The 18,409-nt window shown below is 52.3% G+C and carries 14 protein-coding genes; 4 read left to right on the top strand and 10 right to left on the bottom strand.

Annotated features, from left to right (window positions below):
• Positions 1-6 precede the first annotated feature (6 nt).
• On the bottom strand, positions 7-1,356 hold the full coding sequence (locus OGY13_RS10155; RefSeq protein WP_137377283.1) for an McrC family protein: 1,350 nt from the start codon (positions 1,354-1,356) through the stop codon (positions 7-9).
• Positions 1,357-1,361: 5 nt separating this feature from the next.
• Positions 1,362-3,425 carry an McrB family protein gene (locus OGY13_RS10150; protein WP_213753115.1) on the bottom strand — a complete coding sequence of 688 codons (2,064 nt, stop codon included), beginning with the start codon at positions 3,423-3,425 and terminating at the stop codon, positions 1,362-1,364.
• A 166-nt stretch (positions 3,426-3,591) separates the two neighbouring features.
• Between OGY13_RS10150 and OGY13_RS10145 the strand changes: the two genes are divergently transcribed.
• Positions 3,592-3,984 (top strand): DUF4149 domain-containing protein, encoded by a 393-nt coding sequence (locus OGY13_RS10145; protein ID WP_137377284.1) that lies wholly within the window; start codon positions 3,592-3,594, stop codon positions 3,982-3,984.
• 45 nt (positions 3,985-4,029) lie between these two features.
• Here the strand turns inward: OGY13_RS10145 and yjiA are convergent, their stop codons facing one another.
• From yjiA to btsT, 3 genes are read right to left on the bottom strand one after another with little or no spacing between them, the layout of a single operon-like run.
• A complete protein-coding gene (yjiA, locus tag OGY13_RS10140) occupies positions 4,030-4,986 on the bottom strand; it encodes a GTPase (protein WP_071692305.1) in 957 nt (318 codons plus the stop codon).
• A gap of 12 nt (positions 4,987-4,998) precedes the next feature.
• Positions 4,999-5,193 (bottom strand): YbdD/YjiX family protein, encoded by a 195-nt coding sequence (locus tag OGY13_RS10135; RefSeq protein ID WP_003830038.1) that lies wholly within the window; start codon positions 5,191-5,193, stop codon positions 4,999-5,001.
• A gap of 50 nt (positions 5,194-5,243) precedes the next feature.
• A complete protein-coding gene (gene btsT / locus OGY13_RS10130) occupies positions 5,244-7,394 on the bottom strand; it encodes a pyruvate/proton symporter BtsT (RefSeq protein ID WP_003830033.1) in 2,151 nt (716 codons plus the stop codon).
• Between the two features lie 365 nt (positions 7,395-7,759).
• Here btsT and tsr point away from each other — a divergent pair, with 365 nt between their 5' ends.
• Complete coding sequence (gene tsr / locus OGY13_RS10125; protein WP_008786110.1) at positions 7,760-9,421, top strand: methyl-accepting chemotaxis protein; 1,662 nt, start codon at positions 7,760-7,762, stop codon at positions 9,419-9,421.
• A gap of 183 nt (positions 9,422-9,604) precedes the next feature.
• Here the strand turns inward: tsr and OGY13_RS10120 are convergent, their stop codons facing one another.
• The 3 genes from OGY13_RS10120 to OGY13_RS10110 all read right to left on the bottom strand — a co-directional run bounded on the left by OGY13_RS10120 (position 9,605) and on the right by OGY13_RS10110 (position 12,662).
• Positions 9,605-10,120 (bottom strand): GNAT family N-acetyltransferase, encoded by a 516-nt coding sequence (locus OGY13_RS10120; RefSeq protein ID WP_213752486.1) that lies wholly within the window; start codon positions 10,118-10,120, stop codon positions 9,605-9,607.
• Between the two features lie 52 nt (positions 10,121-10,172).
• On the bottom strand, positions 10,173-11,534 hold the full coding sequence (locus OGY13_RS10115; protein WP_003845612.1) for an MFS transporter: 1,362 nt from the start codon (positions 11,532-11,534) through the stop codon (positions 10,173-10,175).
• 213 nt (positions 11,535-11,747) lie between these two features.
• Positions 11,748-12,662: a GntR family transcriptional regulator gene (locus OGY13_RS10110; protein ID WP_003830023.1), complete on the bottom strand. Its 915-nt coding sequence runs from the start codon at positions 12,660-12,662 to the stop codon at positions 11,748-11,750.
• 137 nt (positions 12,663-12,799) lie between these two features.
• On the opposite strand from OGY13_RS10110, the gene OGY13_RS10105 reads away from it, so the two are divergent.
• Together OGY13_RS10105 and OGY13_RS10100 are read left to right on the top strand one after the other, a co-directional pair.
• Positions 12,800-13,822 carry a zinc-binding alcohol dehydrogenase family protein gene (locus tag OGY13_RS10105; RefSeq protein ID WP_057067031.1) on the top strand — a complete coding sequence of 341 codons (1,023 nt, stop codon included), beginning with the start codon at positions 12,800-12,802 and terminating at the stop codon, positions 13,820-13,822.
• Positions 13,823-13,835: 13 nt separating this feature from the next.
• Positions 13,836-15,281, top strand: a complete 1,446-nt coding sequence (locus tag OGY13_RS10100; protein ID WP_204191955.1) for a tagaturonate reductase — start codon at positions 13,836-13,838, stop codon at positions 15,279-15,281.
• Between the two features lie 105 nt (positions 15,282-15,386).
• On the opposite strand, the gene opgB is transcribed toward OGY13_RS10100, so the two are convergent.
• On the bottom strand, positions 15,387-17,678 hold the full coding sequence (gene opgB, locus OGY13_RS10095; RefSeq protein ID WP_103285800.1) for a phosphatidylglycerol--membrane-oligosaccharide glycerophosphotransferase: 2,292 nt from the start codon (positions 17,676-17,678) through the stop codon (positions 15,387-15,389).
• 230 nt (positions 17,679-17,908) lie between these two features.
• Positions 17,909-18,400: a YjjA family protein gene (locus tag OGY13_RS10090; RefSeq protein ID WP_057067027.1), complete on the bottom strand. Its 492-nt coding sequence runs from the start codon at positions 18,398-18,400 to the stop codon at positions 17,909-17,911.
• Between the last annotated feature and the right edge of the window lie 9 nt (positions 18,401-18,409).

Below are 18,409 nucleotides of genomic sequence, written 5' to 3'. Positions count from 1 at the left end.
TGGGAGCTATTGTAACGGTAAAGAAGGTGAATTTCCGCTTTCTGTGAGACTTAACTTCGCGGGCATCAGTAAGCGAGAATTCAGCAGATGGGTTCCTGTTTCAAAGGGAACAACCCACAACCGCAGTATTTTACCGCCAGAGTGGTGATACTCAAACGGGCTTTCCAGTGGGGCAGAAAACCCCTCATGCTTCGGATAAATGAGTACCATATCGCCTTCCCCCTGCAGATGATTCACCCCATAGGCCAGCATCTGGTACAAATCACTTTGTGACAGGTTGTATTGCGCTTTCTCCGTTTTGATGAGCTTCCATTTCATATCACAGATGACGGGTGACTTGTCCGACTCCTCTCCCGGAATAAGCCAGATATCCGGTCTGAGCTGGAACAGAGGAGATGCGCCTTGATGCACAAGATAATGCGATCTGGACTGCGCTTTAACCTGCCAGAAAGGCTGGCAATGCTGACGCAACCAGGCGGTGACGAACGCTTCAAAGACGGCTTCCATCGGGAAAAGAAGCGAGAGCGCTTCTGCGTTGCCCTGCATACAATGCGGTGACTGCCCCGTCAGAATAAGCCGCGCCCACTCCAGCGCATTGTTGTAATACGCCATGTTTCTGTCCAGGCGGATTTGTTTGAAAGCGATTTCGACGTTATGTACTTCAGGAATAGGTTCGAAAAGTGCCTGCAGGCGACTGAGTGATTGCAGCAGTACCGGGTTATTCGTATAGCTATACACTTTTTCAATCGCCGTTTTAAGCAACCTGTTTTCTGGGCGCTCCACGCGATATTCATCGTATTCCACAAAAAAACGATCACGACGGACGCTGTTTTTTTTGAGTTGCTCGCTGATAAGCAGTTTACCCTTTAGCCATGCGAGGTTTTCCCGCTGACGCAGATAATCGTGTTTAAGCCCTTTCTGCACGACGACGTCCAGGCTGGAAATAAACTGCTGAATGAAAATATCCATCAAGGTCATCCGTGATGTCATGACGCCTGCAGATGAGGAAATGACATGGCGGAATGTTTTTAATGTTTTCAGCATCATCAATAATTGCTGTCGGGCGACGTTTTTATCGCCTTGCTGCCCACAGGTTTTAGGCAGCACTTCAATAAATCGTTTATGGGGAAGGGCAATCACCCCAACATAGTTTTTGACCTGAATGACTTTCACGCCGGACATTGTTCGCAGAGAAAGCAGCCGCTGATCGTCACTCTCTTTGTCCTTCAGGCATCGTTGTTCGAGCCAGAGGAATGCGGCCGGGGGGACAGGCTCTGCATCGCAGAGCTTTGCTTTGTCTGCGTCGCTGACCAGATAGCCATATTCAAACACGGTGTATGCATTGCCATCGGACATTTGTGTTACTCCGTCGCGCTGGCCTGAACATCATAAATTTGCCGGTATGCCAGAGGGTTGTCCCAGACGTTATCGCTGTCTTTGCATAACTGATAATTGACGCCAGCCTCTTGTAAATCATCTGTCGCGGTTTTGCCAAACAATGTGGCTAAATCATTCTGGTTTTCAACTGAGCGAACAAAACGCAGCGCTTCGTCTGTTTTTTGGTTATCGCCAAGGACCAGACGAATTTTTTGCCAGTCGTTATAGAAATATTCTTCCAGTAGCGGGAGCACTTTATTCTTCATGACACGCTTCAATTTCTTAAATGCTTCCGCAGGGGAATCTTTTTCCTGAACAACAGGAATAAAAAAAGCATGTCCCAGCGTATGTTCGCTGTCATAGAGTGCCTGGATACGGGCATTTAGCGTTGAAAGGAGTGCTTTGATATCAATGCCCTGAACCTCTGTGTCGTTTAATACTGAGATATCAGGCATGAGTGCTTCGAATTCAAATCGGCGGCGAAGCGCGGTATCCAGCGCCGTGAGAGAACGGTCCGCTGTGTTCATTGTACCAATCAGGAAGAGATTATTGGGAACCGAGAACGGTTTGGGAGAATAGGGGAGGCTGACGCTCAGTGCCTCGCTCTCACCCGCACGCTTTGAGGTTTCAATCAGAGTGATTAGCTCACCAAAAATTTTAGAAATATTGCCACGGTTAATTTCGTCAATAATTAAGACATAGTTTTGTCTTTTCTTCGATGATGATACTTCTGGTGAAGCCGGGAGATGCCATGTCTGGATCAGATGGTTCAAAATGCCGCGAACGTAAGAAATATTATAGATATTCTCTTTTTCTCCTTGATACAGACGACGAATATTTTCAATCGAGGCGAGATACCCACTGCCTAGCTGGTTATTTTTCGACTGCGCCGGGAATACGCGGAAGGTGCTATTGTTGGCATACGTTACGCGAAACAGACTGCCGTTGGTGGTTCTCAGCATGATGCCATCTTGCTCGGCGCATTGAGCTTTGAGCTGCTCTATAGCGTCATCCAGCGCTAATTGTACGGTAGCATCACCAAAGGCTGCATCTTCACATATTTGTTTAAATACGCCGGGTTTGACGTCATAGCGAATGCTACCATCATCGTTGGTTTCTGCCCGCAATCCTTCTATAAACTCTTCATAGCCAAAACTCTGGTGGAAAGTGATAAATCGAACACGCTTTTTCTCTACAAGCGCATCATAGATTTTTTTTAATTCTCTTCGGCGCTCCGATTTTTCTTTCCCATCCAAGCGGGTAAAGGCTTCCGGTTCACAGGCACGTACGGCGATTTCAATGGTTTTGTAGGTTTTCCCCGTTCCGGGCGGACCGTACAGGATCAGGTTTCTGGGGGGGAGAATATCGTCAGGTGCAGAATCTTGCTCTTCATTCGCTGCTGATGGGGCGATTTCGGTTACCGCGTTACTGTCATCTTCTATTTCCGTTTCGTACAAATGCCAAAGAGACATGTTGAGTTCGATGTCATCGGGAGTATTATCCAGTGTTCGGGCGAAGACGGCTTTCAGTAACAGGTTTAATTTAAACCACTTCAGCGGCGACCATTCCCCATCTTCTGGTAACCCGAGCTGGAAATGGTTGTTGCAGTAGTTATAAACCCGAAAGAAAACACCTTCGTTGATGATGCTGGTAATCTGCGAGGGATAGAAGGCAGCAAAGGTGCGACTGCAAAGCGCACGATAGAATTTCTTCAGTTTGCCTTGCTCTTTTAGGGTCTGTAAGCGTTGCTGAGCTTGCTCAAATACCTCAACAGTACAACCAGAAGCAATGAGTTTAGTGAGTTCGCGAAGATCATCTTTGGCATGAACAAACTCTTCGTGGGACATCCCGCCCTGGCGCAGGCTGGCAACTTTATTGTCGCGGGTATACCAAAGATCCTGAATGGTTTGATCGGTAAAATCAGGTTTTTCTCGTTGCACCCTTGCGGTAATTTCCCGATATCCCGCGCCCCATTCACTGTTGTAATCATGATTCTTTTGTGCGAACAGCCGAAAGAAAGGCGCTAAAGACTGCAGATCCTCTACCATATTCTCAGTTCCTTTTATCATTATTTATATAATGTAGTTATATTTTATACTATGTTTCAATGAGTTAAGTTAATCTCTTTTTGTTTTTTGAGAAGTATATCTAAATTTCATCAGTCATTGCTTGCAATAATTCATGAGGTAAAACCGAACGAAAAAGGAGGGATTAATGCGCGATTTTAGCTCTGGTGATATTAACGGAGATGTGAACATTAACGATTATTCGAATCAAACACATTATAAGCTATTGATTCATTGTGATAATGAAGAACTCCTGGCAGAAGAAATACACCGAATAAAAGTCTTACGAAAGGAGCGCAGAAGGAAATCGAAGGTAATGTTCAAAATTCTCTCAGGGTGCGGGCTGTTGTTATTATTTACAGGGGGATGGTACTTGATTAAAGGGCAATTAGACATGGTTTCGGCATTGAGCGGGTTAGGTGGGGTCATTTTAACTTTTGCCACATTATCTGGCGCAGATACCCCAAATGCCTTCGAGAAAAGACAAATAGATGCTCTTGATGAAATTAATACTCTTTTGAGAGAAAGAGATGTCAGATAGATAAGTATAGCCCTGCTAACAGAGGGCTATACAAGTAAACATTGTTTACTTCTTCAATCCCGCAAACGCGGCTCTGATCTCGTCTTCCGGCAAATTAATGCCGATAAACACCAGTTGGCTGTGCGGTTGCTCGTCGCCCCACGGGCGGTCCCAGTCGGCGCTGTACAGGCGCTGGACGCCCTGGAACAGCAGGCGGTTTGGCTCGCCTTCAATCCACAGCATACCTTTGTAGCGCAGCAGCTTCTCGGCGGATTCCAGCAGCAGGTTTTCCATCACTCGCGACACGTCGCTGATGTTTACCGGGTAATCCAGCTCGACGACGATCGAGGAGATATCGTTTTGCTTGTCGGCGATAAAGTGGAAGCGCGGTTTGGCGCTGACTACGTTCTCTTCCAGCATAAAACCGTTGGTATCGAACAGCAGGGAGAGGTCGATATCACCATGTGTCACGGTGTAAATCGGCGCACGGGCGTTGATGCGCGCCAGGCGCTCACGCAGTTTTTCGCTTTCACCTGCGACGTCGGTTTTGGTCAGCAGGATCCGGTCTGCGTAGCCTACCTGCGACTGGGCGATGGTGAACTGGTTCATCTGCTCGTCGGCATGTACCGCGTCAACCAGCGCAATTACGCCGTCCAGCAGGTAGCGTTCGCAAATCACTTCATGGGAGAAAAAGGTCTGAATAATCGGGCCGGGGTCGGCCATGCCGGTGCACTCGATCACCAGACGGTCGAAATTGATGGCGCCTTTGTCGAGGTTGTCGAGCAGGTCTAACAATGCGTCTTCCAGTTCACTGGAGCGGGTACAGCAAATACAGCCGTTGGTCAGGGTTTTGATCTGCGTGGCGCGATCGCCAATCAGCTGATCGTCCACCGAGACTTCACCGAATTCGTTTTCGATAACGGCAATCTTGTAACCGTGCTGCTCGTTGAGAATATGGCGCAGCAGGGTGGTTTTACCCGCGCCAAGAAAACCGGTGAGTAGGGTAACTGCAATCGGGGTCATTCACTTCTCCTTCTAACAGCAACTGCTTCCGCCGCTACCGTAGCGGGCTTCCTGGCGCTCGCGGAAGAATTCTTCGTAGGTCATGTACGGCTTATCGGGATGGTTGGTCTTCATGTGCTCGACATAGTTGTCGTAGTCCGGAATGCCAATCAGCATCTTCGCCGCCTGACCGAGATATTTTTTAGCTTGCCCTAAAGTACCAAACATAAACAATCCTGATAAGCGAAAAGCCCCGCCGGAGCGGGGCTGAATACATCTTAGTGGTGTGAAGAGGTCTTCACGCCGCCTTCCGGCACCGGTACATACGGTGTCTCTTTATCAGAGCGACCGTTGATGGCGCGGGCTTTCTGCCAGGTACGGAACCCGTAGAAAATGATGCTGTACACCACCACCAGGAACAGAATACTCAGACCTGCGTTGGTGTAGTTGTTGACGACGATGTGGTTCATGTTGGCAATCTGCTGAGCGGTCAGTTCGCCGCCGTTAGCAATCTTCTCTTTGTACTGATTCGCCATGAAGAAGAAGCCTTCCATCTGCGGGTTGGTGCTGAACAGTTTCAGACCCAGCGCCCAGGTGGTGCAGATAAGCAGCCATACTGCCGGAACAACGGTAACCCAGATGTATTTGGTGCGCTGCATTTTAACCAGTACCACGGTGCCGAGAACCAGTGCCACGGCAGCCAGCATCTGGTTAGAGATACCGAACAGCGGCCACAGGCTCTTAACGCCGCCCAGCGGGTCAACAACGCCTTGATACAGCAGGTAACCCCACAGACCTACGCAGCCCGCAGTACCGATGATACCCGCAACCAGGGAGTCGGTTTTCTTCAGGAACGGCACGAAGTTACCCAGTAAATCCTGCAGCATAAAGCGGCCAGAACGAGTACCGGCATCCAGTGCGGTCAGGATGAACAGCGCTTCGAACAGAATACCGAAGTGGTACCAGAAGCCCATATCAGCCATCGGCAGCACTTTGTGGAACACGTGAGCGATACCAACAGCCAGCGTCGGTGCGCCACCTGCGCGGTTCAGAACGGACGGTTCACCGATGTCTTTCGCGGTTTGCAGGATCTGCTCAGGCGAAATGACGAAGCCCCAGGAGCTGACGGTCGCTGCCGCATGTGCGGTGACGTCTTTCAACTGCGCCATAATCAGCGGTGCGTTTTCGCCGCTCATTTCATGCAGGTTCGGCATGGTGATGCCAAGGCCCGCAGGCGGGGTGTTCATCGCGAAGTACAGACCTGGTTCGATGATAGACGCGGCAACCAGCGCCATAATTGCGACGAAGGATTCCATCAGCATCGCGCCGTAACCGATAAAGCGTGCATCGGTTTCACAGGCCAGCAGCTTCGGTGTGGTACCGGAAGCAATCAGCGCGTGGAAGCCAGATACCGCACCACACGCGATGGTGATGAACAGGAACGGGAACAGAGCGCCTTTCCACAGCGGGCCAGTACCATCAACGTACTGCGTCATTGCCGGCATTTTCAGTTCCGGGTTGAGGATAACAATCCCCACCGCCAGACCGACGATAACGCCGATTTTCAGGAAGGTAGCCAGATAGTCGCGTGGTGCGAGGATTAGCCATACCGGCAGCAGCGCAGAGATAAATGCGTAGCCGATCAGGGTAAAGGTAATGGTGGTGTCTTTAAAGGTCAGCGCCGGGCCCCAGTACGGGTCGTGCGCAATCACGCCGCCGAAGTAGATAGAGGCAACCAGCAGCACAATACCAATCACCGACACTTCGCCCACGCGTCCTGGTCGCAGGAATCGCATGTAGATCCCCATGAACAACGCGATAGGTACGGTTGAGCAGACGGTGAACACCCCCCATGGGCTTTCCGCCAGCGCTTTTACCACGATCAACGCCAGTACTGCGAGGATGATGATCATGATTAAGAAGCAGCCGAACAGTGCAATGGTTCCCGGGATCGGGCCCATCTCTTCTTTGATCATCTCACCCAGAGATGCGCCGTTACGGCGGGAAGAGATAAACAGCACCATGAAGTCCTGCACCGCACCGGCCAGCACGACGCCTGCCAGCAGCCACAGCGTACCGGGCAGGTAGCCCATCTGCGCAGCCAGTACCGGCCCAACCAGCGGACCAGCACCTGCGATAGCGGCAAAGTGGTGACCAAACAAGACGTTACGGTTGGTTGGAACGTAGTTCAGACCGTCATTGTTGATGACCGCCGGCGTGGCACGCGTTGGGTCAAGTTTCATCACCTTTTGGGCGATGTACAGGCTGTAGTAACGATAGGCCACCAGATAAACAGAAACTGAGGCGACAACGATCCACAGGGCACTAATGTGCTCACCCCGACGTAATGCCACTACCGAGAGGCAGAATGCACCGATGATTCCGAGAATCACCCAGGGTATGTGCTTGAATATCTTTTTCGTATCCATAGTAAAACCTGGTATCTAATTAATAATTGGCCGAAGCCGCGTGGGTTTGATCTTGTGTTTGAGGAGGTAAATTGACTGCTATGTTGGGGGGATCTTGCCAGAGAATTACGCGCGTAAAGTAAGGTAAATAAGTGAGCGGTTGTATGTCAGCTTAAGCGGTCCCAAGTGTCAGTGAGCGGTAAGCAGTAGGGGTTAACGGGGATATTTATGTGATTGAGATCACTAATAAACCCGCTTAGCGCTTTGGCAGACGGCGTGGATCGACGAATCGTCGATGCTGAGATCGATTCAACTAGCACAAATTTCATAAAGTTTTCCCTTTCCAGGCCGAAAATTCTGACATCTGTCTAGCGGAAAGAGAAAACATGTTAAAACGAATGAAGATTGTTACCAGCTTACTGCTGGTATTGGCGCTATTTGGCCTTTTACAGCTCGCCTCGGGCGGCTTGTTTTTTAACTCACTTAAGAATGACAAAGAGAACTTTACCGTTCTGCAAACCATTCGCCAGCAACAGTCTGCGCTGAACGCCACCTGGGTTGAGCTGCTGCAAACGCGTAACACCCTGAACCGGGCAGGCATTCGCTACATGATGGATCAGAGCAATATCGGCAGCGGCGCGACCGTTGCCGAGCTGATGCAGGTGGCGAGTACGGCGCTGAAGCTGACGGAAAAAAACTGGGCGATTTACGAGTCGCTCCCGCGCGATCCACGCCAAAGCGAAGCCGCTTTCCAGGAGATCAATCGCACCTATGACATCTATCACGGTGCGCTGGCGGAGCTGATCCAGTTACTGGGTGACGGGAAGATCAACGCATTCTTTGATCAACCGACACAGAGCTATCAGGATGGTTTTGAGAAGCAATATATCAACTACATGCAGCAGAACGATCGCCTGTATGACATCGCGGTGGCAGATAACAACAGCTCTTACAGCCAGGCGATGTGGGTGTTGGTTTGTGTGCTGATTACCGTACTGGCGGCGATTATTGCGGTGTGGTTTGGTATCAAGCTGACCCTTATCTCTCCAATGAACCGTCTGATCGACAGCATTCGTCATATCGCCAGCGGTGACCTGGTGAAACGTATTGAAGTGGAAGGGTCCAACGAGATTGGGCAACTGGCGGAAAGCCTGCGCCATATGCAGGGTGAGCTGATGAATACCGTGGGTGACGTGCGTAACGGTGCCAACGCGATTTACAGTGGGGCCAGCGAGATTGCGATGGGCAATAACGATCTCTCCTCGCGTACCGAGCAGCAGGCTGCATCTCTGGAAGAAACCGCAGCCAGCATGGAACAGCTGACGGCGACCGTGAAGCAGAACGCCGAAAACGCGCGTCAGGCCAGCCATTTGGCGCTGAGTGCTTCTGAAACCGCGCAGAAAGGCGGCAAAGTGGTGGATAACGTGGTGCAAACCATGCGTGACATCGCGTCCAGTTCGCAGAAAATCGCCGACATTATCAGCGTCATCGACGGCATTGCCTTCCAGACTAACATTCTGGCGCTCAACGCCGCGGTAGAAGCAGCACGTGCGGGTGAGCAGGGCCGTGGATTTGCGGTGGTTGCGGGTGAAGTGCGTAACCTGGCCCAGCGTAGTGCGCAGGCCGCGCGCGAGATTAAGAGCCTGATTGAAGACTCGGTCAGCCGCGTGGATGTTGGTTCAACGCTGGTAGAAAGCGCCGGTGAAACCATGGATGAGATCGTCAATGCGGTAACCCGCGTGACCGATATCATGGGTGAAATCGCCTCTGCTTCTGATGAACAGAGCCGCGGTATTGACCAGGTGGGTCTGGCCGTTGCCGAGATGGATCGCGTGACGCAGCAGAACGCCTCGCTGGTGGAAGAATCCGCTGCCGCCGCTGCGGCGCTGGAAGAGCAGGCCAGCCGCCTGACTCAGGCCGTTGCCGTGTTCCGTATTCAGCATGACCAACAGCGCGCGCGTGACGTTGCGGCCGCTAAACCGGTTTCAACGGTCCAGCCGCGCAAAGCCGCGGTAACGGATGCCGGGGACAACTGGGAAACGTTCTAAGCCTGTGATGCCGGATGGCGCTGTCGCTTATCCGGCCTACGGGAAAGTAACGTGGTTGCCGGATGGCGCTGTCGCTTATCCGGCCTACGGGGAAAGATACGTGGTTGCCGGATGGCGCTGTCGCTTATCCGGCTTACCGGAAATGTTACGTAGGCCCGATAAGGCGTAGCCGCCATCGGGCAATTAGCGCAACATCAGGTGCATGGCGCAGCGCGATTCAAATGCCAGTCCATGCGCCGCTTCCTCTTCTCTTTTCTGGCGCAACTTTGCAGGTAGCGTCTCGTCAGCCAGCATTTCAAATCCCAGTCGTGCGTACCATGGCGCATTCCACGGCACATCGCGGAAGGTGGTCAGCGTGAGCGACGTATAACCTTTCGCGTGCGCCTGTTCGGCAACATACTCAATCAATCTGCGGCCAATTCCTTTTCCCTGCCACTCCAGATGCAGCGACAGTTCAGCAATAAACAGCGATGACCCCAGCGTTTCGGCAACCAAAAAACCGACCGGAAGCGCATCGACCTGCGCCAGCCAGCTCATGCCTGCGGCGGCAAAAGCCTGATGCTGAGCAGCGGATAACATCTGGTCTTCAGCAATCCACGCCAGTTCGGGGATGCGTAAAAAACGTTGCCCCGCAGATCGTTCGATGGCGGGAAGAGCGGCAGTGTCTGCCAGAGTAGTAGCGCGCAAGGTGATGTTCATACGAGGAGCATAACATGCCCGATAAACGCGGTGTTATCGGGCATCTGGAGGATTAATCTTTACGCGGATCGCTGATGGGTTGGCGAACCAGGAAGATGTAGGCGAGGGCACCCACCATGGTGACGCAGCCGCAGATGATCAACGCCAGGCGGAAAGAGTTGGTGGTATCAACAATAAAACCGGTGACGATCGGTGCGAACGACGCGCAGATAAAGCTGGCAAAGTTCTGGATACTGCCCACGGAAGCTGTCATACGTGAGGCGACGGCGACGTGGATCAGACCCCAGCACGAGGTACCTGCGAAGTGGATACAGAACAGCGCCATACCGATCAGTAACACGGCGGCCATTGACGTTGTGGCCTGTGGCACGACGAAGGTGAAGGCCGCGGAGCAGAACATCCCGGCGATAATACAAATCTTACGGCTCTTAATCGGCGCCATACCACCTTTCACCAGCCAGTCGGTGACAAAACCGTTAATCAGCATGCCGGCTGCGCCAAACAGGAATGGGATCGCCGCCATTAATCCGGTGCTTTTTAAATCCAGGTTGTAGGAGGTTTGCAGGTAGCCCGGCAGCCAGGCCAGGTATAACCATGCGGTGTAGTTGATGCCGCTAAAGCCCAGCATCATGCCCCACATGGTACGGTTGCGGAACAGGCTGCGCCATTCGGCAAAGCTCAGCGGATCGCGGCGGGCATTGACGCTACCGGCGTTCAGGTACGCTTGTTCCGTGGCGCTCAGCTCAATTTGCTCGCGGTTGCGATACAGCATGTACCAGCCGATGGCGAGGAAAATACCCAGCACGCCAATGGTGATGAACATCCAGCGCCAGCCCATTACCAGCATCATGGCAGCCAGAATCGGCGGGCTAATGGCAACCCCGATGGTGGAGGCGGCGTTGAATAATCCCATCGGGCGGCCGCGCTCTTTGATGTTAAACCAGTCGTTGATGACCTTTACGCCGCACGGGTTCATTGGCGCTTCGCCGATCCCCATCCCGATACGCACCAACACAAACTGGGTGAAGCTGTGCACCATGCCGGACATCGCCTGAAACAGCGACCAGAAGAACATCCCCAGTCCCAGCATAATGCGCGGACCTTTGCGGTCCAGCAGCGGACCGCAGGGCAGTTGCGCAATACCGTAAGCGAGAGAGAATACCGACAGCAGCACGCCGATTTGCGTGGCGCTCAGCCCCAGTTCTTCACGAATCGTTAAGTTGGCGACAGACAGTGAGCTGCGGTCGAGGTAATTAATCACCGCAGCAAAAAATAATAAAATCATTGCTGTGGTCTGGATACGTTTAATTCGGCTACTGCGTTGCACCATGCCCTCAGGCGGAACATTAATATCCGCAGATGACGACGTGCCAAACGAAGAACTTGGGTCGAGGGTAATATTATTTTTTTCCACGCCGGACTCCTGAACCTCAATAATTTATTTTTCACACAGCAGGACTGTGCAGTATTGAAAAAATACCAGTGATGAATCAATTTGCTCATCACCGCTCACAAAAGTTTTTAATGCAGTCGACTTAGCGTGAGCATAGGCAAGAGGTATTTTTCAGGCGTTTTTATTTTTATAAAATCGTGCTCCCGGTAATGATTTGCTGTTTTTTATCGGTACTTAATGAGCGACATTACAACCCTGGTTGATGGAGCGAATCATCGATTGTTTGGCTGAATTCAAATGGTTACAGAGCGCGAGGGTGGCATCCAGGTCGCTGCGGCATATCAGCGCGCTGAGGATGGTCATATGCTCATCAATGGCAATGATGTTACGCTGCTTGAGATCGCTCTCATCCCACTGATAGTGGAAGTGGAAAATCACGGAGATGATTTCAAGTGATTGATTAAAAAATACATTATCGGCAGCAGAGAGTAGCAAAGCATGGAACTCACGATCTAACTGCGAGAACATGCGAAAGCTGCTGCCAATGCTGTCGCGCAGGATCCGATGGCGCTCCAGTAGCGTTTTAGCCTGCAACCAACGCGGGTCATCGTCAGGCAGATTGAGGAAATGCTGCAGAGAATGCGTTTCCAGCATCTCTCTGAGTTCAAACAGCTGTTCAGCATAGGCCTGATCGAATTGCTTCATGCTCCACTGACCGCGTTTTTCGTTTTTAATCAGGTTGTAACGTTCGAATTTTAAAAGATATTCCCGCACTACCACCGGGCTGACGCCTGCGGCTCTGGCAAGCTGCAGTTCGGAGAAGCTCTCGCCTGCGCGCAGCTGTCGCTGGTTGATCATGGTGAAAAACGCCTGCTCAAAAATCCGGTTTTGCTCGGTCATGGAGGCGGTGGTGCAGGCAAAACCGTCGTCATGGTCGGGTTTTCGCACGATGACATAGTGGCTGCCGACCTGGGTCAGCACGCCGCACTCGCCTAAGTGGCTCAGCATATGGCGCACGGTGGTGCGGCTGATGTTGTACATCTCCGCCAGTGCGCTTTGTGAGGGGAGTGGGGAAGGGATATGACCACGCGCCATATCATCGATTATCTGGTTAATCACATTGTGGCGTAAGTTCTGCGAACGGCTCATGGTTTCTCCTTTTTATCTATTAAAACCCGATTTAAAACATTTTTATGCGCTGGAATTCACAGATTGTGTTTCTGCTTTCTCCGTCCTTTTTATTTTCGTTGATATCTGAGGCAACAAAAAAACAGGAGAGCAGAATCATGTCTACGATGAATACGTTGATTTGCCAGGAACCTAAAAAATTAATCTGGAAAGAGCGTGAAATACCTATTCCGGGTGAGGGTGAAGCATTAATTAAAATTAAGTCGGTAGGAATTTGTGGTACCGATATTCATGCCTGGGGTGGCAATCAGCCTTTTTTCAGCTACCCGCGTGTATTAGGGCATGAAATATGTGGGGAAATCGTCGGTCTGGGTAAGAATATACAGAATCTGAAAAATGGTCAGCAGGTGGCGGTTATTCCTTACGTGGCCTGCCAGCAGTGTCCGGCATGCCTGAGCGGGCGCACCAACTGCTGCGAGAAGATTTCAGTGATTGGCGTGCACCAGGATGGCGGTTTCAGTGAATATCTGTCCGTTCCGGTGACCAATCTGCTGGACGCGCAGGGGATTGACCCGCAGGCGGCGGCGCTGATTGAGCCTTATGCTATCAGCGCTCATGCGGTACGCCGGGCGGCGGTGGCTCCGGGTGAGCAGGTGCTGGTGGTCGGCGCGGGTCCGATTGGTCTGGGGGCGGCAGCGATTGCCAAAGCCGATGGCGCACAGGTGGTGGTCGCCGATACCAGTCCAGCACGCCGGGAGCACGTGTCTTCCCGGTTGGGACTCCCGGTTATCGACCCATCCGCTGAAGATTTTGATACGCAGTTGCGTGGCCAGTTTGGCGGTTCGTTGGCGCAAAAGGTTATTGATGCCACGGGGAATCAGCATGCGATGAACAACACGGTGAATCTGATTCGTCATGGCGGCAGCATCGTTTTCGTTGGGCTGTTCAAAGGCGATTTGCAGTTCTCTGACCCTGAGTTCCACAAGAAAGAGACCACCATGATGGGCAGCCGCAACGCCACGCCGGAAGATTTCGCCAAAGTGGGCCGTCTGATGTCGGAAGGCAAACTTACCGCCGACATGATGCTCACGCACCGTTACGCGTTTGCCACACTGGCAGAAATCTACGAACGGGATGTGATTAACAACCGTGAGCTGATTAAAGGCGTGATCACGTTCTGAGAGGAGAAATGCGATGAAGACATTGAATCGACGTGATTTTCCGGGGGCCTGCTACCCAACGCGCGTGATCCAGTTTGGTGAAGGTAACTTCCTGCGGGCGTTTGTTGACTGGCAACTGGATATCCTCAACGAGCAAACCGATCTGAACGCTGGTGTGACCATCGTTCGCCCGATCAATACCGATTTTCCGCCGTCGCTGAATACCCAGGACGGGCTTTATACCACGCTTATTCGCGGGCTAAACGAGCAGGGTGAGGCCGTGAGTGAGGCACGGCTTATCCGTTCGGTGAATAACGAAATCAATCCGTACCAGGATTTCGCGGCGTATCTGGCGCTGGCGCACAATGCGGACATCCGTTTTGTGTTTTCGAATACCACCGAAGCCGGAATTAGCTATCACCCAGCGGACCGTGTGGATGATGCGCCGCCGGTGAGTTTTCCTGCCAAGCTGACGCGCCTGCTGCTGGAGCGTTTTAACCACTTTGCGGGCGCGGTGGATAAGGGCTGGGTAATTATCCCGTGCGAGCTTATCGACTATAACGGTGAGGCGCTCAAAACCCTGGTGCTGCGCTATGCGCAGGAGTGGCAGCTTCCTCCGGCATTTGCCGACTGGGTGGAGACGGCAAACACGTTCTGTTCCACGCTGGTCGACCGTATTGTCACCGGCTACCCGCGCGAAGAAGCCGCTACGCTGGAGGCTACGCTTGGCTATCACGATGCGTTTCTCGATACCGCGGAGCATTTTTACCTGTTTGTGATCCAGGGGCCGCAGTGGCTGGCAGAGGAGCTGAAGCTGGCGCAGTGTCCGCTGAATATCCGTGTGGTGAGCGATATCAAACCGTACAAAGAGCGCAAGGTCGCTATCCTCAATGGTGCGCATACGGCTCTGGTGCCGATCGCGTGGCTGTGCGGGCTGGAGACCGTTGGCGAGGCGATGCAGGATGCTGATGTCCGCCGCTTTGTCGAGCGGGCGATTAGTGAGGAGATTATTCCGGTGTTGGATCTCCCGGCGAACGAATTGCGTGAATTTGCCGACGCGGTGAGCGGGCGTTTTCAGAATCCCTACATTCGCCACCAGTTGCTTTCCATTGCGCTTAACGGGATGACCAAATTCCGCACCCGAATTTTGCCGCAGCTGCTGGCGGGTCAGCACAATGGGCACTGGCCCGTGCGGTTAACGTTTGCCCTCGCTGCGCTGCTGGCGTTTTATCGTGCAGAGCGCGACGGTGAACGCTATCCGATACAGGATGATGAGCAGTGGGTAAGCCTGTATGCCAGCCTGTGGCCGCGAGTTGGCAATGATTTAACGCTGCGTGAACTGGTGGATGCCGTGCTTGGCGATGCGGCGCACTGGGGAGAGGATTTGACGTTGTTACCTGGGCTCGCCGGGCAGGTGACGGCCAATCTGGAGATGATTCTGGTGCAGGGTATGCGCCAGGCGGTGAACGGTCTGGGATAAGGTTGCCATGCAGCGCCCGGTGTGGTGTTGGGCGCTGTTTTTTTTCAGACAATACATTCGGTTCACGATAGGCCTGATAAGCAAAGCGCTATCAGGCCTTTCATGTTACGAACCCTGAGCCACTACTTTGATTTCAACCATCCCGATCCCCAGCTTACGCGGTGAGTGACCGAGAATATTGCCTTCGTTGGTGGCGACCGGATCGGGTGGAACAATTACCAGCGTATCGGCATCCGCCGGGTTATCAAAATGTAAGGTGGTGGTGCTGACGTCATGGCCTAACACCAGCGTCTGCTCCTCGTTGCCAACGCGCACGGGGATCGGACGATTGGCATTGTCACCGAAGGCTTTCGCGGTAATGACCAGATCGAATTTCTTCGGTAGCGGGGCTTTGTACTCAATCGTTACTTCTTCGCTGAGCTGCGCATTGGACCAGCGTCCCCAGGATTCGGGGCGTGAAATGCCGCTAAACTGTTTGACTTCTTCCGGCGCGCCCGCCACGTTGAAAACGAAGCTATCTGCTTTGTAGCGAATGTCGTTATCGACAATTTTCAGCGTATCGACGTTACCTTTATAGCGCTCCATGTCGATCACCGTGTCTTTAAATACGGTTTTACTTTTCCACTTGGCTTTATCTACGTGCTGTACGATTTGCTGTCCGCCCAGCTGCCCCTGTGATACGCACCAATCGGTAGAGAGTGCCAGCTCCGGCGCCCACAGTTGCGCCATTTTGTAGCAGCGATCGACCCAGACGAAGTTATCGCGTGGGGCGAAATCTGCTAGTTGGAAGCGCAGCGGGGCCGAGTATTCGCTTTCCGGCAGCGGCTCGACGCGTTTGTCCGATACGCGCAGCAGCAGCGGCAGGCGGAAATGACTGCCGGAGAAAGAGATCATATTTTTTTCCTGGTCGACGGTGAACTCTTTCATCTCTTTCGGGAAATTCCACAGGCGAATGATATCGGGCTTCCACGCCAGCATTTTTTCTTTGATGTTCAGGAACACTTCCGAGACGGATTCGCTCGACAAGCTGCTGCGGCCAAGGCCGATAAAGTTATCGCCGCCGAGAATATCCAGTACCGTTGCGCCGTTATCCATCGTGTTACGCTTTACCGCCAGCGTGTCCTGTTGCGGTTGATCGCCGCGCAGTACGAAGAACAGGTTGTTGCGGTCCTGCTTGTTCAGATACTTCCATGCGGTGTTGTTCATCGCCAGATGATCGGAAGAAACCACGATAACGGTATCTTTAAACCACGGCGATGCTTTGATTTTATTGATAAATTCGGCAATGTTTTCCTGGCTGCAGCTGACCGCGCTGAACGATTGGTTGGCCTTCCCGTCGATGTCATAACGTTTACGGTTGCAGCTACGGGAGATAAATCCATCCGGATGATGGGTATCCACGGTCAGGGTAAACAGTGAAAAACGCTGGCCCGAGCGCGAAAGCTCTTCGAATTTTTTCCACGCTTCGTCCAGCACGGTATCGTCGTAGAAGCCCCAGTCGTTACGATAGGTCGGGTCCGCCACCACGCTTTTTAACTCTTCCGCACCATACAGATGGTCAAAGCCGTGAGATTTCAGGAACACGTCTTTGCCAGCAAAGCGCAGGTTGGCACCCTGCACAAAGTAGTTCTGATAGCCGGAGTTTTTCAGGATATCGCCCAGACAAATATTGTTAGGGAAGAAACTTGAAACCGACGCAGAGGCGTTGCCTTCAAACGGCGCAAACAGCGGAATACCGCACTGGGAGGCGACCATGCCCGCGATGGTGTAATCCGTACCCGGCAGCTGCATGGTGTTGCTGAAATCCAGACCTTCGTTTTTCAACGCGCCGAGTTCCGGGGTCAGATCCGGGAATGCGTCGTTATTAAAATAGGTGCGTTCGAGGCTCTCACCGTAGATATACACCAGGTTCAGCTTCGGATTGGGAATGGTTTTCGATGGCTCTTTATAATACGTCGGGAAATCCGGGTCGCCATCGCGTGACTGCGACTTCACCAGTTCGGTTATCTGGTGAAATGCCGGGCTAGCGTCAACGGAGGCCAGCGCCAGCAGCAGGGCCAGCAGACTGTAACCCACATGATGTGGATGATGGCGACGGCGGCGTAGGATCCAGCCGAGAGCGACAAAAACGGTCGTCAGCGCCAGCGCGATCCCAACGCCCGGCAGGATATATTTGCCGATGCCTGCGCCGGTCAGGCTGTTGGTCAGCGTATAGAGAACCGCGTCATTGATCCCGTCGCCGGTGAAATAGTCACTGGCATAAAGCGTGATATTCAAGACAATAAAAATCCCCAGCACCGTTAACGTGGCGGCAAACCACCAGGTGTTGCGACCCGCTTTCCAGGCATAAATCAGCACTGAAGCGAGAAACAGAGTGATGGAGATTAATTCTGACAACGGTCGATCCTCAGTAAACCGGGCAATTGCCTGGCAGGCTAATCATTTGGTGATAGAACAATGTAATAGCGTTGTTACATTGCTGCAATTGTAGTGACATTAAATTACGTTGTTATTCAGAATTGGTTTAGATATGCGCGTTTTTGTGGAGAAATACTGTTTATTTGGAATGTGAATGTATTGTCGAAAATAAATAGATGCCGCGCAGGTTATACGCGGCATGTCGTGCGTCAGGAAATGAAGTTCATGCCCTGTTTTAACACCAGATCGCAGGCCTTGGTTTTTACCTGCTGTGCCAGTGAGCTGTTACCGATCGTGCTCAGGTTCAGCTGTTGACCATCTTTGGCGTTGAGCAGACCCTGAATACCGTCGATATAGTTGGTATCTTGTTTCTGCTCTGGCGCGCTGAGTCCCAGTTTATCCAGCACCTGGTTTTTGACGTTTTGCGCGTCGGTGACCGAGGCCAGTTTCTGTTTAGCGCAGTATTCAAGGATCCCGGCGGCGTTATTCATGCTGCTGGAGGTCAACGACTGATTGCTGCCATTCAGCAGGCTGGTCAGGGAAGAGAGTGACGAGCTGCTTTGCGAGCCGGAGCTTTGTTTGCTCAGCTCACTGGCTGCGCTGGAGAGCGAATCTTGCCAGGAGGCGGCGAAAACGCTGGTGGAGATGAGCGTGCTGGCGGCAAGCGCACAGCACAGCAGACGTTTGGTAGTTTTCATCATTATATGCAA

The sequence above is a fragment of the Citrobacter sp. Cpo045 genome, assembly GCF_030332875.1.
Taxonomy (GTDB): Bacteria; Pseudomonadota; Gammaproteobacteria; order Enterobacterales; family Enterobacteriaceae; genus Citrobacter; species Citrobacter portucalensis.
This window is presented reverse-complemented; position numbering and strand designations above follow the sequence as displayed.

Excerpts from the sequence above, each read along its gene's own strand:
- OGY13_RS10145 (WP_137377284.1), top strand. The coding sequence starts at position 3,592 with ATGCGCGATTTTAGCTCTGGTGATATTAACGGAGATGTGAACATTAAC.
- OGY13_RS10105 (WP_057067031.1), top strand. The coding sequence starts at position 12,800 with ATGTCTACGATGAATACGTTGATTTGCCAGGAACCTAAAAAATTAATC.
- OGY13_RS10155 (WP_137377283.1), bottom strand. The coding sequence starts at position 1,356 with ATGTCCGATGGCAATGCATACACCGTGTTTGAATATGGCTATCTGGTC.
- tsr (WP_008786110.1), top strand. The coding sequence starts at position 7,760 with ATGTTAAAACGAATGAAGATTGTTACCAGCTTACTGCTGGTATTGGCG.
- OGY13_RS10100 (WP_204191955.1), top strand. The coding sequence starts at position 13,836 with ATGAAGACATTGAATCGACGTGATTTTCCGGGGGCCTGCTACCCAACG.
- btsT (WP_003830033.1), bottom strand. The coding sequence starts at position 7,394 with ATGGATACGAAAAAGATATTCAAGCACATACCCTGGGTGATTCTCGGA.
- OGY13_RS10110 (WP_003830023.1), bottom strand. The coding sequence starts at position 12,662 with ATGAGCCGTTCGCAGAACTTACGCCACAATGTGATTAACCAGATAATC.
- OGY13_RS10135 (WP_003830038.1), bottom strand. The coding sequence starts at position 5,193 with ATGTTTGGTACTTTAGGGCAAGCTAAAAAATATCTCGGTCAGGCGGCG.
- OGY13_RS10120 (WP_213752486.1), bottom strand. The coding sequence starts at position 10,120 with ATGAACATCACCTTGCGCGCTACTACTCTGGCAGACACTGCCGCTCTT.
- OGY13_RS10090 (WP_057067027.1), bottom strand. The coding sequence starts at position 18,400 with ATGATGAAAACTACCAAACGTCTGCTGTGCTGTGCGCTTGCCGCCAGC.
- yjiA (WP_071692305.1), bottom strand. The coding sequence starts at position 4,986 with ATGACCCCGATTGCAGTTACCCTACTCACCGGTTTTCTTGGCGCGGGT.
- OGY13_RS10150 (WP_213753115.1), bottom strand. The coding sequence starts at position 3,425 with ATGGTAGAGGATCTGCAGTCTTTAGCGCCTTTCTTTCGGCTGTTCGCA.